This is a genomic window from Solobacterium moorei, assembly GCF_036323475.1.
Taxonomy (GTDB): domain Bacteria; phylum Bacillota_I; class Bacilli_A; order Erysipelotrichales; family Erysipelotrichaceae; genus Bulleidia; species Bulleidia moorei.
Window position 1 is genome coordinate 2,029,139 of record NZ_AP028934.1, and the last position, 13,359, is coordinate 2,042,497.

Sequence of the window (13,359 nt, forward strand, 5' to 3'; positions counted from 1 at the left end):
CTCTCATTTCTATGAAGCCAATGCCTTCATGGCTTCTTCAAGGGCTCTCATAGACTGCATATAGGACTTGCTATCGATAGGTTTATTACTCTGTCTTGCCTGCCACTCAGCTCGTATCCTTTTATCGCTTGCAGACATATTTTTGATGCGTTCTTTATCCGTAGTGGATCTAACATCAACCACATGCCCTAATGGCGTATCACCATTCAATCCAGTAAGTAGAGTACAGAACTCTCCCCACTGCATTTCAGGCTCATATCTTAAACGGATTCCGTATTGCTGAGTAACTGAAGCATCGATTAAATCCCAATCCTCAAACAAGTCATAGTAAGACTCATCGTTATGCTGTGGTGTTACGAAAAGTCTGCTCCATTTCTTCAAATGACTTATCTGTAACAAGAGCCATCATGCCAATAAATAGTGATTGATAAGCTGTAATAGATAACTCCATTGCTTCAATTTCTTTAAAAGCCTTTTCTCCAAGACCTAACTTAATAGCCTTATCGATTCCATCTACTGAAGCTGCACCCTCACTAAGCAGTGCGTTCATCTTTAGAACTGTATTTTTGCGGTCGTCAACTTTATAAGTTTTCCCTTCTGCAACTTGTAAGAACTTAGGCTCATTTACGAGCTTTGCACTAATATCGATAATTTTTCCCATATACATTTAAAAGGGCAGCCGTCTTGACCGCCCATTCCTTTCTATTTTTTGTTTTTAAACTGCTGGAGTATAAGTTGGCTTTCCATCAGAGTTAACAGTGAACTCTAACGCTCCAACATTTGTTGAGTCTCCGCCTTCTGCAGATGTGACATCCACAATTGCATTGAAAGCTAACTTCGCGCCACTTACCATCGTCCATTCAAATGGAATCGTAGCTTCCTTGCCTGTCTTGAAAGCAAGAGAAGCAATGTAGTCGTTTCCTTCATCGCCGATGTTTCTCTTACCCTTAAATTCAATCTTCAAAGACTTGGAAGTCATCAGACCACGCTGCCAACCTTTTGTATCCATTGGATTCCAGTTTTCAATACCATTAGAAAATGATACTGAAAATGACTCCAAATCCGCTACATTAACCTTCTTTGGAGTATCTTTTGTGCCAATATCAAACTTGAATTCATTGTTGAATACTGGGAATACACCTGTATATTTTTCAGACATATGATTATTTCCTTTCGTAATATATTTCAATTTCTATGACTGATTCATAGATTCCTTTATCATCCGTTCCAACGTCTTGTGGTTCTGGGACTAGCATGTTAATAAACTGCACTTTCCAATCACCTATAGTTGGATGTTTTGCATTCATGATTGTTTCAAAAAGCGTATTTGCCGCTTCATCGGTTTCCCTGGCATTGTTGTTCCAGTGAATCAATAGTGATGCGCGTTTAACGTTGTAAGAGGACTTATTACCCAATGCTGTTATTGGACTACCAGAAGTAGACAACTGATAAACACCTATTGCCTTATCAGGCTTCTGATCCAACTTACCGATATAGTAATGTTCAAATAAATTTAATGTTTTCAACCAGTTTCTAATTTCATAAAGTCTCATTGTACTAGACATCTGCACACTCCTTAATGAACGCTTCAAAGCGTCGTTTTACCCAGTTAGCGTACTTGCCTTTCGTAGTCCACGGTTCAAACCACTTACCACCTGCGTGCTCATTGTTTTCTGTACGGAAGTTGTATTCCGGATGGAAGTAAAGCCTACGAGCGTACGGCATGGCTGAAACAACATATGCCTTATTTGGTTCTCTTGTATCATCGGGCTTTGTCTCCTCCGACAGTATACCTTTGTGAAACGGTATCACTTGCTTATCATGTACATCTGTACAGATAGCATCAGCAGTCTTATACAACGCCTGACGTAATCCATCTCGCAATGTAGCAACGTTTCTGTAATGGATTCTAACCTTACCCAAGATCTACCTCACAATAATTCACGCTACCATCAGGGTTGCGTGCCTTCTTTCCAGAAACGATGGTCCTCTTCTCTCCGAAAATAATCGCCTCACCTGTGCCAATTTCAAGCACGCTAGGGGCTATATCTCCGTTAAATAGGCAAATACCCGTCAATTGCACAAACGTCTCTTTATCGGTACGTACGCGCTTTGCAGAGCCTTGATAATTACACAAGGCATCCAACTCTAAAGCTTTGATTGGTGCTCCATCTTCATCGATTCCTTCTTGATGGAAAATCAGATGAATTGGTGTCTTGCAGAACTGTGGCAATACCAAAGATGGCCAACTACCCATAATAGCCAAACCCTCTATAGCAAAGCCCTGTCCTAAGTAGTGTTTGATACAGTTCTTCAGGCATTGCAATTCCGCCTTCTACATGTAGATTCCATGATTGGCCAAACTGCATTGAAACACCGTTAATTGCATAGCTACTTAAGTATGTTTCCAACATGCTTTCGTTTTGATAAAGAAATTCTGCTTGCCGGCATATCACCTCTTGTATAGAAGACTTACGAAAAGGGGACAGGCTGTCAAAGCCCATCCCTTCAATTCTTCCTCTACAGATAGCGTTAACTTGCCGCGAAGCAATCGTTAAATATCTATCAGCATTATCATCAGTCAAGATAATACCGTTATAGGTGTCCTTGTAATACGCTTTATCGACGTATTGCATTTACATCACCTCATTTCTTGTTGCTTTTCTTATCTGTTTCTTCGATTTCAGGCTGAATCTCCGGTTTAACAATTGGCTCAATAGGCTCAACTTGTTCAACTGTTTCTAGATCCACTTCTTTTACGAAGATTTTTCCTACTGTCTCTGCCATAATCTGTACCTCTTATTAGGCAACGTGGTGGCAATATACACCAGCAAGCTTGTTTTCATACACATCAACTAAGCCATACTTGCGGTAGCCAAAGATATAGCCGTCTGCTGTTTGGTTTTGATCAGGTGTAACAATCTTAGGAGCGACGTGCTTGTTGTACTTTAAGATTGCAGACTTTTCAACAATCATGAAGTTGATTTCCTTACCGGCTGTGTTCTTTCTGAAACCACCAGCTTCTTCGCCGCTTGTCTTACCATCAAGTAAATCAATTGTTGTATAGAAACGAGCTTGTGGAACTTCTACAACCTTTGAGAACTTGTTTAGAACAGCCTTAGACTTTGTTGTGTCTAGATCATCAATCAAGCCCTTTAATGTAGGAGTGATGTAAAGGATACGACTTTCTGTTGGAACCTGGTCTTCATCCATCTTTGTAGAGGCTGCACGTAGCGCCTTAACTACAGCTTCACCAGTAGCTAATGCACCAGTTGCACTTGAAACGCCTGTCTTACCTGCTAACTTGGCAAAAGTAAATGCATCTCCTTCAGGAGCTACCTTTGTGCGTGTGAACTCTCCCATAATCTTTGGAGCAATCACATTCATTGTTTCTTCTTCATCCATGTTGTCTACATTGAATGCACGACCACGCTCATAGTTGAACTTAACAGTTTCATACTTGAACTTAACATTGCCCTTTGTATAGCCTTCGTTACGGTCATATTTTCCTAAACCATCCATCTCTAACTTAGGAACAACGATTTCATTCGCATTTGCTCCTTCTTTAGCTAGTTCTGGATCAGATTCTAGATCGGCTGTTAATGATGCGAGTGCATAAACCTGATCTAAGAGTGGTACATACTTCTTTGCATATTCGATTGTATTTGGCATTTAATATTCCTCCTATTTTTTAACACCAAAATTTTTGGCAAGGACATCGTCTAATGATGCCTTTGAGTTGGAGCCATCTGCTCCGATTTTTGTGAAACCTTGTGTTGTCGTTCCTGCCTGCGCTTTGAAATCAGGGAATGCCTTTACAACTTCTTCGATAGCAGATTTAACGCTGTCTTCAACAATTTCCCCTTTATCGTTTAACAACTTGGAACGATCAATAAGCTTTGCTAAGAAAGGTAATTTTTCAGCACTAACGCCTTCAGCAAGTTCTGAAATCTTCTTATCGATTTCGATGTTTTGAATCTGCAGCTTTAATCGCTGATTTTCTGCAAGCATGTCTGCTTGTTCTTTTTCTTTAGATTGCTTGTCAGCTTCTTTCTTATCCTTGAACTCTTTGATTGCCTTATCCATTTCATCAGCAGATACACCCTGCTCCTTTAGATACCCTTTCAGGGCAGCATATTGAGCTTGTGATCCACGCTTATCTAAAACATCAGCAATCTTGTCGTAGTCGATAGAAACGCTTGAATTTGCTCCTTGCGCGCTAGGTGAAGCACCGTTGTTGTCATTTCCATCTCCTGTGTTTGGTTGTGCTCCATTATCAGCAAAAAACTGAATGTGAAGCGGATACTTTAATACTTCTTTCATAGTTCCTCCTGTTTTTTGGGTGTCTCCCTTAAATCAAACACGCACAGTTTTTAAGGCATATCGTGATTGGCCATAAGAAAAGCCACTACTCTTCTGCAGTGACTTCTGTTTCTTCGATGATTTCTTTACCTTCACTTACAATTTCTGCTACTCCGAACATCGTAAGAAGCTCGGCACGTTCTTGAGAACATTCAAATTGATCATCAACATTCATCAACTTATCTTGTTCTCTATCGAAATAATTCTGTGTGACTTTTACTTGCACCATTTCCCTTTCTCCTTTCATGCATGAAAAAAGCACCCTATTCTAGGATGCTTGATAAACAAACGATTTAGCCGACTATCAGAAAAAATAATCTTTGCTAGTGTATAAGCCCTCTTCGTGTCTTCTCTTTGTTTCTTCAATTAATTTAGGATAAAGTTCCAAAACCTTATCCTTAATTTCCTTAGGACAATTTTTTGTAAAATGAATATGATATCCAGGCTCTTCTCTTATCGGGAAAACAAACATATATTCTCTAGCAAAGTCTAATTCATGCCCATATGTTTCACTCATTTTAGCCACTCCTTTACAAACCAATCATACACCTTTTTGGAGGTTTCGCTATATTTTCCGCCAAAATATTGAGTTAATGCCTCTGATATCAATTCTCCAACATCTGTTGCCCGTAGACTAATATCATTTTTTACTTCTTCCATTATTTCATCAAATGATAGGTTATTACTAAAACAGTTTTCAAACATCGATATAAATAATCGTCGTTTTTCTTGATTAACGTCTGCTACTGTATGCTTTTCTAGCACCATTCCATCTAATAAACCTAGATTTTTCATGGCCAGTTGGTTTATCAAATCATGAGCTCTTTCATGAAGGCTATTTGCAAGTGCTGGATTTCCTATATCTACATTTGTTTCTCCAGGAGGCGTAGCTGCATTAACTATTCTCCTTCTAATTACATATCTATTGAATCCAAATTTATCAAACATAGAAGTATAGCTTTCGCTACCAGCGATTAATTCAGCAGGGTCGTATCCCTTAAAAATAATTGAATACTTTCTAACAACTTCATTATCAGCAAGTTTTATTTCATAATCTGTAGTAGAAGAAGACTGTTCTGCTTGTTTTACATACTTCTCATCAAGCCCTATTAAGCGTTGTTCTTTATCCGCATGTTCTCTAATTTTATCTTCGCTTAAAGAACCGACCTGCAATCTTCTTTCACGCTGAATCTGATGCTGCAGATAGTGATGTTCTTGTGAGCCGGGTGGATTTTCATATGTCGGCTGTCTTGGATCACCATCATCATCGTTATCCATACCAGGATAATAAGTGCTTAAGTGATGCTTGCAGTTTGGATGGAATAAACCACCGGATATAGCCGTGCTCAACAAAGGTAAGTTAAGTTCTTCAGCTTCTTCAGGTGTTCCTCCACTATACACATCATCAACATATACACGTCCCTGCCATGGTTGACATGTTTTAGAACACATGCCATGTGGAGACTATAGCGTTGATACAAAGAGTGAAATCGTGAAAATCCTGCATTTTAAGCAGTTTTACAAGCATTATGTCTTTAATGAAGATGGCGATGGAGGACGAAAAAAAGTCCTAAAAAATTATATTGATGTGAATGTTTGTATTGATATGGTGTGTGGAGATACAAGGAATGGATTGGAAAGTGAGGAATAAGAAATGATTAGGTGGATAATAAAAATAATATTGTTTCCAATCAGCTTGCTGCTTAGTATTCTCACTGCATTTCTAACATTCCTGCTCAGCATAGGAACAGCATTGTTATACTTGCTGATGATGTTTTGTATATTTGGAGCAATAGCATCTTTTTTGCAAAAAGAAGTTACCATTGGAATCGAAGCATTGATTATTGGATTTTTAGTTAGTCCATACGGAATACCGATGGTTGGAGCAGCAGTTATAGCATTCCTTCAAGGAATCAATGAAGCAATAAAATCAATCTAAAAAAATTCATAAAAATGGTTACCAAAGACGATAGAGTAAAAACTATCGTCTTTTTCTTTGCCAATTTTTAAGGAAGGGAGGTGAAGTGATGGACTTTGACTATTTCTATAACAGAGAAGCGGAAAGATTTAACTTTTTAAAAGTGCCTGAAATATTGGTAGACGGAGAAGAATTTAAGGGACTGTCTGCTGAAGCCATTATCCTATACTCCATGCTTTTGAAACGCACAGGAATGTCCTTTAAGAATAACTGGGTGGACAAGGAAGGTAGAGTATTTATCTATTTTACTGTTGAAGAAATTATGAGAAGAAGAAATATCTCAAAGCCGACAGCTATAAAAACATTGGACGAGTTAGACAGCAAAAAAGGAATAGGACTGATTGAAAGAGTAAGGCTTGGACTTGGTAAGCCGAATGTCATTTATGTCAAAGACTTTATGAGCATAATAGCGGTAAAAGAAAATGACTTTCAGAAGTCAAAAAACTTAACTTCAGAAGTAAGAGATTTTAACCTCAGAAGTAAAGAAAATGAACTTCAGGAAGTTCAAAATGTTGACTCTAACTATATAGAGAATAATAAGAGTAAGTATAGTAAGAGAGAATATAGTTTTGGGAAAAGCGGACTTGGAACATTTCAAAATGTCTTTTTAAAGGACGAAGACATAGGAGAATTACAAATAAAAATGGCAGGAGAGCTTGATAACTACATTGAAAGACTATCAACCTATCTTCAAAGTACCGGAAAGACATATAAAGACCATAAAGCAACAATCCTTTCTTGGTTTTATAAAGATCAGGGAAGTAAGAAAACATCCAATATCCCTACATGGGAGGAATATAACAAAGGAGTACATTTATGATTAAAGAATTAGAAAAAGTGATGATAGAAGATGTGGAATATAGCTTTGATCCTGAAAAAGAATACATCAAAGACGGACACGCCTACTGTAAAGTGTGCCATGAAAGAAAAGATGGAAAAGCATTAGAATTTTTCGGAAAGCAGATGATATTTAAGACAGCTTGTAAATGCGATAGAGATAGGGAAGCGAAAGAAAAAGAAAGACAAAAGCAGCTTGAAATCGAGAGATTAAAAAGTATCTGCTTCACATCCATGATTCAATGGGCATATACCTTTGAAAACTATCAGGGAAAAGAAAATCAGAGTCTTATCATCGCAAAGAATTTTGTAAAAGACTATGAGCTGATGAGAAAAGAAAATATCGGACTCCTGTTCTATGGTTCGGTTGGTAGCGGAAAGACCTATCTTGCCTGCTCTATTGCCAATGCACTGATTGAACAATATCAGATAAACGTCAAGATTAGAAACTTTGCTCAGATAATTAACGAACTGCAAAAAGGCGGATTTGACCTTGATAAAAACGCATATATCGAGTCCCTTGTAAACACTTCCATTCTCATCTTAGATGATTTAGGAATTGAAAGAGATACAAGCTATGCCAAAGAGCAGGTATATAACATTGTGAATAACAGGTACTTAAAGCATAAGCCAACAATCTTTACCACAAATCTTTCATACAGCCAAATTGAAAACTGTACGGAGAGTGTGGAATACCAAAGAATTTACTCAAGAATTATTGAGATGTGTATTCCTGTGATGGTGCTTGGAGAAGATTACAGAAAAGTTATTCAGGAAGAAAAATTAAAGAGGAATAAAGAAAGATTACTGACTGGAGGTGAGAGAACTTGATCAATGAAGAAATTGCAAGAAAAACGCTGAATATGGAAGTGAAAGCTGGAAAAGTAACAGCAAAACTTCTTTTGACTTTACTCAAGAAACTGATGAAAGAGGCTGAGAAACTCGGAGGACTGGAAAAGCTCGTTAGTAGCAAAGGAAATGAAGTGAAGCTCAAAGATATGGTTAAAAAGGGACAGCTTGAAGAAATTCCGGTAGAAGAAGCAGAGCTTAAAGAACTTAAAAAGGAACTGAATCGGTATGGGGTAAAGTTTTCTGTGATGAAAGATAAAGAAAGCGGAAAATACTCCGTATTCTTTCAGGCAAAAGACATGAAAGTGATGGATAAAGCCTTTAAACACGCTCTTGCAGAATCAGAAAAGAAAACGGAAAGGAAAGAGTCCATTCACAAAAATATTGAGAAGTTCAAGGAGATGGCAAAGAACACTGTTTCTAAAGATAAAGTCAAGAATAAACAAAAGGAGCAGAGCCTATGATAGATAAGATACTAAAAGACATCAAAGGCTTATTCAAAGTGCAAGATAAGGCAAAGTTTCTAAAGCAGAATATTCCCTATCTTGCATTTTTCTATGTTGGCAATATCTTTTCTCATCATGTAAGAGCCTATACAGGCGGCGATGTGATAGACAAAATCTTTCAAGGAATATTAGAGCTTAATACCATGAGCTTTATTCCGAGTATTCATCCAACTGATATTTTAATAGGCGTGGGAGTAGTAGTTTTAATTAAATTTATTGTCTATACCAAAGGTAAAAATGCAAAAAAGTTCAGACAAGGAAAAGAGTATGGATCAGCCCGATGGGGAACGAGAAAAGATATAGAGCCGTATGTGGATGAAAAGTTCCAAAATAATATCTTGCTTACTCAAACCGAGCGATTAACCATGAATGGTAGACCGCCAAATCCAAAGTATGCAAGAAACAAGAATGTGCTTGTTATTGGTGGTTCAGGCTCCGGAAAGACGAGATTTTATGTAAAACCGAATCTAATGCAAATGCACTCGTCATATTGTGTAACAGATCCTAAAGGATTAACCTCTTAGGGACAGAGAAAATAATAAAAACTTGGAAAGGAGGTAATTCTCATGTCAAATATGAATAGAACAGGACAAACAGCCCTTTATGAGCGTTTAAGTCGTGATGATGAAATGCAAGGAGAAAGCAATTCCATCACAAATCAGAAGCAGCTACTTGAAAATTATGCTAAAAGAAATGGCTTTGTAAATATCTATCACTATACCGATGATGGAGTGAGTGGAACAACCTTTGATAGAGATGGATTTCAAAAGATGATAAAAGCAGTAGAAGAAAATAAAATTTCTACTGTGATAGTAAAAGATATGAGTAGGTTTGGCAGAGATTACCTCAAAGTAGGTTTTTATACCGAAATACTGTTCAAAGAAAAGGGAGTAAGGTTTATTGCTATCAATAACGGAATAGATAGTGAGAAACAAGCAGAAAGCGACTTTACACCATTTCTAAACATTATGAACGAATGGTATGCAAGAGATACCTCAAGAAAAATACAATCCATATTTAGAGCAAGAATGGAAGAGGGTAAAAGAGTATCACCAAGCGTTCCATACGGCTATTACAGAAACCCTAAGAACAAACAGGAGCTACTTGTCGATAAAGAGAGTTCAAAGGTCGTAAAACGCATTTACAGGCTTGTTATAGAGGGATATGGAGTAACACAGATAGCAGAGATACTAACCAAAGATAAAGTCCTTATTCCGTCAGCCTATGCAGAAATACATTATCCTGAAAATAATCATAGTTCCAAGAAAAGAGGAATAGACGATCCATATTTTTGGACGCCGACAACAGTTGGCTACATTTTGGAAAAAAGAGAATACATGGGACACACTGTTCTTGGTAAAACAATATGCCTTGATTACAAAACCAAGAAACGCAGAAAGGCGAAAGAAGATGAACTAATTATCTTCAAGAACACTCACGAAGCCATTATTGATGAAGAAACATGGAATAATGCTCAAAGGTTAAGAAAAACAGTGAGAAGAAGTCCAAAGTATGGAACAACATCAAATCCACTTACAGGACTTTTAATCTGTGCAGATTGCGGTGGTAAATTAAGTTACAGAGAGCCGGCAGAACATAAAGAAAAGAAATACGATTGTGATTATTGCTTTGTATGTCAACATTATAGACACAGAAAAGGAACTTGCAGTATCCACTACATCAAATTAAAAACAGTGAATGAAATTCTCTTAAAATCAATTAAAGAAATAACCAATTTTGCAAAAGAAGATAAGCAAGAGTTTCTAAAAGTGATGAATAAGTTATCTGATGAAAAAAGAGAAGAAAAGTATCAAGGAGATAAAGAGAAATTAGAAAAACTATCATCAAGAAATGCAGAACTAACAACCCTTATTACAAAACTATATGAAGACCATGCACTTGGAAAAATTCCTGTAAAACACTTTGATAGATTATTTAATGTTTATGATACTGAGCAACAAGATTTAGAAAAACAAATACAGTATTTTGAGCAAGAAATAGAAAGCTATCATCAGAGAAAAATTGACACAGATAAGTTCCTAAAAATGATAGAGAAATATACAGACATTGAGGAACTGACAGTACCAATGATAAATGAGTATATAGAAAAAGTTGTAGTCCATGAAGCCACAGGGGGAAGAAAAGGAAAAGACAGAAAACAACAAGTTGATGTGTACTTTAATTTTATTGGCAAGTTTGAAGTGTCACAAGAAGAACCTAAATAACTTATACAGGAAGAACTTGATGAAATAGATGGGCAACGAAAAAAGAAACACGAATACAATTATATATAATTGGAAGAGGTAAAAGAAAAGACGAAAATTGGTAGTATGTAATGATGGATTTTTGACGATTTTTGAAGAATATGATAAAATATTATAATATATGGAAAGGGAATTGTTATGAGAATTTATTTAAGAAATCATCCTAAGAACAAACTTAACTCTGTACAAATGAAACCGATGAAACATTGTACAGAGTATAGCAAATAAATTACATTTAAGATTTCATCGGGAAATACAAAAAATTAGGTCATTTAGTTGGCTTTGTTTTTGTGTGCATTTCTCGATATATAAATAGAATGTAAAAGGCTATAGGCAATGTTTTGTCTGTAGCCTTTTGTTTTATAAATTATTGAACAAAAGGCAGATACTATTTTGTATTTATGCCTTTTTTTGTTGCATAAATACAGAAAATAAAATATTGAGAAGTGGAGAAATTTTAAATGAACGAAAGCAGAATAAAAATTTTGAAGGAAGAAAATATTAATACAGCACTTTTTAAATTAGGTATGCCTATGGTTATCAGTTTGTTGGTAGCTGCCTTATACAATGTTGTGGACACATATTTTGTGTCCGGACTTGGTAAAGAAGCAGTAGCTGCTGTTTCCGTTGCCTTTCCGATTCAACTTATTTTTTTAGGGATAGGATTAACATTTGGTGCAGGAGCAGGCTCTTATATATCAAGGCTACTTGGAGGAAATAATAAAAAAGAAGCAAGTATTGTAGCGACAGTTGCTCTACTAACAAGTGCAATTTTAGGGATAGTTACAGCTATTGTATTGTTTTGCTATTTAGATGGCGTTTTGAAATTTATGGGAGCCATACCATCTATTATTGAAATCTCTAAGTCTTATACAGGGATATTCATAGTAGGTGGCATTTTGGGTGCAATAAATGTAACGGTTGGTAACTTAGCTGTTGCACAAGGGGCTGCTAAAATTTCTTTGAAAGCCATGATTTTAGGCTCTATATCAAATATGATTTTAGATCCGATATTCATATTCGGACTTAATTTAGGAGTGAGAGGTGCAGCTATTGCGACACTCATAGCCAGAGTGATAACCAGTCTAATGTATCTCATTTACTTTGTAGGAGATAAAAATTTAATTGAGATAAAGTTATCTAACTTTAAACCAACAGTTGCAATTTACAAGGAGATATTAAAGATAGGTATATCCATGTTAATACTTCAAATTCTACAAACAATATCTATCAGCAAAATATCTTATGCAGCGTCCTTTTATGGAGAAGAAGCAATAGCTGCAATGGGTATTGTTCTTAGGATTGTAACATTAGGAACAAATGTTGTATTCGGATATATGAAAGGACTTCAACCGTTAGCTGGATTTAATTACGGAGCTAAGAATTATGAAAGAGTGAGAGAAGCTATAAAGGCAAGTGTTAAATGGACAAATGTATTTTGTGTAGTGTGGACTGTGATGGTTTATATATTTGCACCAAGTATATTATCTATATTTGGGACTGATGAAAATGTATTAAATATAGCAGTGCTGGCATTACGAGCAGCCGTAATTATGTTTATAACATTTGGTTTTCAGTTTACTTACTCTACCTTGTATTTGTCTACAGGAAAGGCGTTAGGGGGAGTATTTCTAAACTCATTGCGACAAGGAATTGTGTTTATCCCTATCATTTTATTGTTGCCTAAACTTATGGGATTAAATGGTGTTATATATGCTCAAACAATTTCAGATTTGATAACAACAATCATCACAATTCCTTTTGCTATTAGCATTCATAAAAAATTAAGATTAGCAATAAAAAACAATTTGTAATTAGGAATTACATCTGTTGATTAAAAAATAAGGAGGCATCTAAGTGTAGAAATAGCTAAGGAGGTAATGTGAATGAGCGTATATTCATATTTTTTAAATAGATTATGGTTGATAATGCCTTTTTGGTTCGTTTTTATATGAATATTTTCTTGAACAATTAAATAATCTAATAACAATAAGAGTTAATTTAATTGTTATTTTCGGAGGACTTTTTACGTCAAAGTGTAGAAGTCCTCCTTTTTTATTCTCAAAAAGCAAAACAGAGAACTTAAAAAAGGAGGATAACTAAGTGGCTAAAGAATATTACCTTTATGTGAAAGGCAAAGCCGTACCTGTAAGCGAAGAAGTCTACAAAGCCTACTGGAAGATAACAGAGCATGAAAAGTATCTCCAAAGAAAAGATTGGAAGTATAATGTTATATCATTTTCGGTACTGGATTATGACGGACACTTTGTAGATAACATCATAGATGAAAAAATAGACTTAGAAAAAATTGTAGAAGTAAAAATGCAAATTGAAGAACTTCATAGAGCATTAAATACTCTAACAAAAGAAGAACAAGAGTTAATGGAAGCCATCTTCTACAGAGAAGAAAGTCTAAGGTCAATCGGTAAAAAAGAAAAAGTAAGCTATCAAGCAATTGGAAAAAGGAGGGACAAGATTTTAGAAAAACTAAGAGAGATATTAAAAGATAAAATCTAAGAGTAGAAAGAGAAAGGCTATTTACCTATAAAAAGGTATTTAGCCT

At 36.0% G+C, this 13,359-nt stretch carries 20 protein-coding genes and 1 pseudogene; 8 read left to right on the plus strand and 13 right to left on the minus strand.

The window, feature by feature from the left end; genetic code table 11:
- Window positions 1–9 precede the first annotated feature (9 nt).
- From RGT18_RS10220 to RGT18_RS10280, 13 genes are all read right to left on the minus strand, one after another.
- A complete protein-coding gene (locus tag RGT18_RS10220; protein ID WP_162141231.1) occupies window positions 10–381 on the minus strand; it encodes a Gp15 family bacteriophage protein in 372 nt (123 codons plus the stop codon).
- Complete coding sequence (locus RGT18_RS10225; RefSeq protein ID WP_051241006.1) at window positions 341–667, minus strand: hypothetical protein; 327 nt, start codon at window positions 665–667, stop codon at window positions 341–343. Before RGT18_RS10225 ends, RGT18_RS10220 begins: the two co-directional genes overlap by 41 nt.
- 48 nt (window positions 668–715) lie before the next feature.
- Window positions 716–1,159: a phage tail tube protein gene (locus RGT18_RS10230; RefSeq protein ID WP_028078325.1), complete on the minus strand. Its 444-nt coding sequence runs from the start codon at window positions 1,157–1,159 to the stop codon at window positions 716–718.
- 4 nt (window positions 1,160–1,163) lie between these two features.
- The gene (locus RGT18_RS10235; RefSeq protein WP_051241007.1) at window positions 1,164–1,565 is read right to left on the minus strand and encodes a phage tail terminator protein; all 402 of its coding nucleotides are present in this window, start codon (window positions 1,563–1,565) and stop codon (window positions 1,164–1,166) included.
- A complete protein-coding gene (locus RGT18_RS10240; protein WP_051241008.1) occupies window positions 1,558–1,923 on the minus strand; it encodes a hypothetical protein in 366 nt (121 codons plus the stop codon). Before RGT18_RS10240 ends, RGT18_RS10235 begins: the two co-directional genes overlap by 8 nt.
- On the minus strand, window positions 1,916–2,257 hold the full coding sequence (locus RGT18_RS10245) for a hypothetical protein (protein ID WP_037404020.1): 342 nt from the start codon (window positions 2,255–2,257) through the stop codon (window positions 1,916–1,918). Before RGT18_RS10245 ends, RGT18_RS10240 begins: the two co-directional genes overlap by 8 nt.
- Window positions 2,250–2,636, minus strand: coding sequence for a head-tail connector protein (locus RGT18_RS10250; RefSeq protein ID WP_028078328.1), 387 nt, complete (start codon window positions 2,634–2,636; stop codon window positions 2,250–2,252). The genes RGT18_RS10245 and RGT18_RS10250 overlap by 8 nt, the downstream gene beginning before the upstream one ends.
- A 10-nt stretch (window positions 2,637–2,646) precedes the next feature.
- Window positions 2,647–2,787 (minus strand): hypothetical protein, encoded by a 141-nt coding sequence (locus RGT18_RS10255; protein ID WP_156022823.1) that lies wholly within the window; start codon window positions 2,785–2,787, stop codon window positions 2,647–2,649.
- A 15-nt stretch (window positions 2,788–2,802) separates the two neighbouring features.
- Window positions 2,803–3,672, minus strand: coding sequence for a hypothetical protein (locus RGT18_RS10260; RefSeq protein ID WP_028078329.1), 870 nt, complete (start codon window positions 3,670–3,672; stop codon window positions 2,803–2,805).
- A gap of 12 nt (window positions 3,673–3,684) precedes the next feature.
- Window positions 3,685–4,323: an Hsp70 family protein gene (locus tag RGT18_RS10265; RefSeq protein ID WP_028078330.1), complete on the minus strand. Its 639-nt coding sequence runs from the start codon at window positions 4,321–4,323 to the stop codon at window positions 3,685–3,687.
- A gap of 85 nt (window positions 4,324–4,408) precedes the next feature.
- Entirely contained in the window at window positions 4,409–4,591 is a 183-nt protein-coding gene (locus RGT18_RS10270; protein WP_028078331.1) for a hypothetical protein, read from the minus strand.
- 75 nt (window positions 4,592–4,666) lie between these two features.
- Window positions 4,667–4,879 (minus strand): hypothetical protein, encoded by a 213-nt coding sequence (locus RGT18_RS10275; RefSeq protein ID WP_028078332.1) that lies wholly within the window; start codon window positions 4,877–4,879, stop codon window positions 4,667–4,669.
- A complete protein-coding gene (locus RGT18_RS10280; RefSeq protein ID WP_028078333.1) occupies window positions 4,876–5,814 on the minus strand; it encodes a phage minor capsid protein in 939 nt (312 codons plus the stop codon). Before RGT18_RS10280 ends, RGT18_RS10275 begins: the two co-directional genes overlap by 4 nt.
- Window positions 5,815–6,016: 202 nt before the next feature.
- On the opposite strand from RGT18_RS10280, the gene RGT18_RS10285 reads away from it, so the two are divergent.
- The 8 genes and pseudogenes from RGT18_RS10285 (at window position 6,017) to RGT18_RS10320 (ending at window position 13,313) form a co-directional block, all read left to right on the plus strand.
- Window positions 6,017–6,301 carry a CD1845 family protein gene (locus tag RGT18_RS10285; protein ID WP_037404025.1) on the plus strand — a complete coding sequence of 95 codons (285 nt, stop codon included), beginning with the start codon at window positions 6,017–6,019 and terminating at the stop codon, window positions 6,299–6,301.
- Between the two features lie 88 nt (window positions 6,302–6,389).
- The gene (locus RGT18_RS10290; protein ID WP_084916526.1) at window positions 6,390–7,160 is read left to right on the plus strand and encodes a replication initiator protein A; all 771 of its coding nucleotides are present in this window, start codon (window positions 6,390–6,392) and stop codon (window positions 7,158–7,160) included.
- Complete coding sequence (locus RGT18_RS10295) at window positions 7,157–8,008, plus strand: ATP-binding protein (RefSeq protein WP_338176099.1); 852 nt, start codon at window positions 7,157–7,159, stop codon at window positions 8,006–8,008. The genes RGT18_RS10290 and RGT18_RS10295 overlap by 4 nt, the downstream gene beginning before the upstream one ends.
- The gene (locus RGT18_RS10300) at window positions 8,005–8,490 is read left to right on the plus strand and encodes a PcfB family protein (RefSeq protein ID WP_055328033.1); all 486 of its coding nucleotides are present in this window, start codon (window positions 8,005–8,007) and stop codon (window positions 8,488–8,490) included. Before RGT18_RS10295 ends, RGT18_RS10300 begins: the two co-directional genes overlap by 4 nt.
- A 188-nt stretch (window positions 8,491–8,678) precedes the next feature.
- Window positions 8,679–9,044 (plus strand): annotated as a pseudogene (locus RGT18_RS10305) (type IV secretory system conjugative DNA transfer family protein); the annotation flags it as partial.
- Window positions 9,045–9,098: 54 nt separating this feature from the next.
- A complete protein-coding gene (locus RGT18_RS10310) occupies window positions 9,099–10,757 on the plus strand; it encodes a recombinase family protein (protein WP_000069113.1) in 1,659 nt (552 codons plus the stop codon).
- A 500-nt stretch (window positions 10,758–11,257) separates the two neighbouring features.
- Window positions 11,258–12,610, plus strand: coding sequence for an MATE family efflux transporter (locus RGT18_RS10315; protein ID WP_028078641.1), 1,353 nt, complete (start codon window positions 11,258–11,260; stop codon window positions 12,608–12,610).
- Window positions 12,611–12,899: 289 nt separating this feature from the next.
- Window positions 12,900–13,313 carry a sigma-70 RNA polymerase sigma factor region 4 domain-containing protein gene (locus RGT18_RS10320; RefSeq protein ID WP_001051304.1) on the plus strand — a complete coding sequence of 138 codons (414 nt, stop codon included), beginning with the start codon at window positions 12,900–12,902 and terminating at the stop codon, window positions 13,311–13,313.
- Window positions 13,314–13,359 lie beyond the last annotated feature (46 nt).

Bases quoted from the DNA above. Each gene is read 5' to 3' on its own strand.
- RGT18_RS10225 (WP_051241006.1), bottom strand. From the start codon at position 667: ATGTATATGGGAAAAATTATCGATATTAGTGCAAAGCTCGTAAATGAG.
- RGT18_RS10230 (WP_028078325.1), bottom strand. From the start codon at position 1,159: ATGTCTGAAAAATATACAGGTGTATTCCCAGTATTCAACAATGAATTC.
- RGT18_RS10235 (WP_051241007.1), bottom strand. From the start codon at position 1,565: ATGTCTAGTACAATGAGACTTTATGAAATTAGAAACTGGTTGAAAACA.
- RGT18_RS10245 (WP_037404020.1), bottom strand. From the start codon at position 2,257: ATGGGTAGTTGGCCATCTTTGGTATTGCCACAGTTCTGCAAGACACCA.
- RGT18_RS10250 (WP_028078328.1), bottom strand. From the start codon at position 2,636: ATGCAATACGTCGATAAAGCGTATTACAAGGACACCTATAACGGTATT.
- RGT18_RS10255 (WP_156022823.1), bottom strand. From the start codon at position 2,787: ATGGCAGAGACAGTAGGAAAAATCTTCGTAAAAGAAGTGGATCTAGAA.
- RGT18_RS10260 (WP_028078329.1), bottom strand. From the start codon at position 3,672: ATGCCAAATACAATCGAATATGCAAAGAAGTATGTACCACTCTTAGAT.
- RGT18_RS10265 (WP_028078330.1), bottom strand. From the start codon at position 4,323: ATGAAAGAAGTATTAAAGTATCCGCTTCACATTCAGTTTTTTGCTGAT.
- RGT18_RS10270 (WP_028078331.1), bottom strand. From the start codon at position 4,591: ATGGTGCAAGTAAAAGTCACACAGAATTATTTCGATAGAGAACAAGAT.
- RGT18_RS10275 (WP_028078332.1), bottom strand. From the start codon at position 4,879: ATGAGTGAAACATATGGGCATGAATTAGACTTTGCTAGAGAATATATG.
- RGT18_RS10280 (WP_028078333.1), bottom strand. From the start codon at position 5,814: ATGTGTTCTAAAACATGTCAACCATGGCAGGGACGTGTATATGTTGAT.
- RGT18_RS10285 (WP_037404025.1), top strand. From the start codon at position 6,017: ATGATTAGGTGGATAATAAAAATAATATTGTTTCCAATCAGCTTGCTG.
- RGT18_RS10290 (WP_084916526.1), top strand. From the start codon at position 6,390: ATGGACTTTGACTATTTCTATAACAGAGAAGCGGAAAGATTTAACTTT.
- RGT18_RS10295 (WP_338176099.1), top strand. From the start codon at position 7,157: ATGATTAAAGAATTAGAAAAAGTGATGATAGAAGATGTGGAATATAGC.
- RGT18_RS10310 (WP_000069113.1), top strand. From the start codon at position 9,099: ATGTCAAATATGAATAGAACAGGACAAACAGCCCTTTATGAGCGTTTA.
- RGT18_RS10315 (WP_028078641.1), top strand. From the start codon at position 11,258: ATGAACGAAAGCAGAATAAAAATTTTGAAGGAAGAAAATATTAATACA.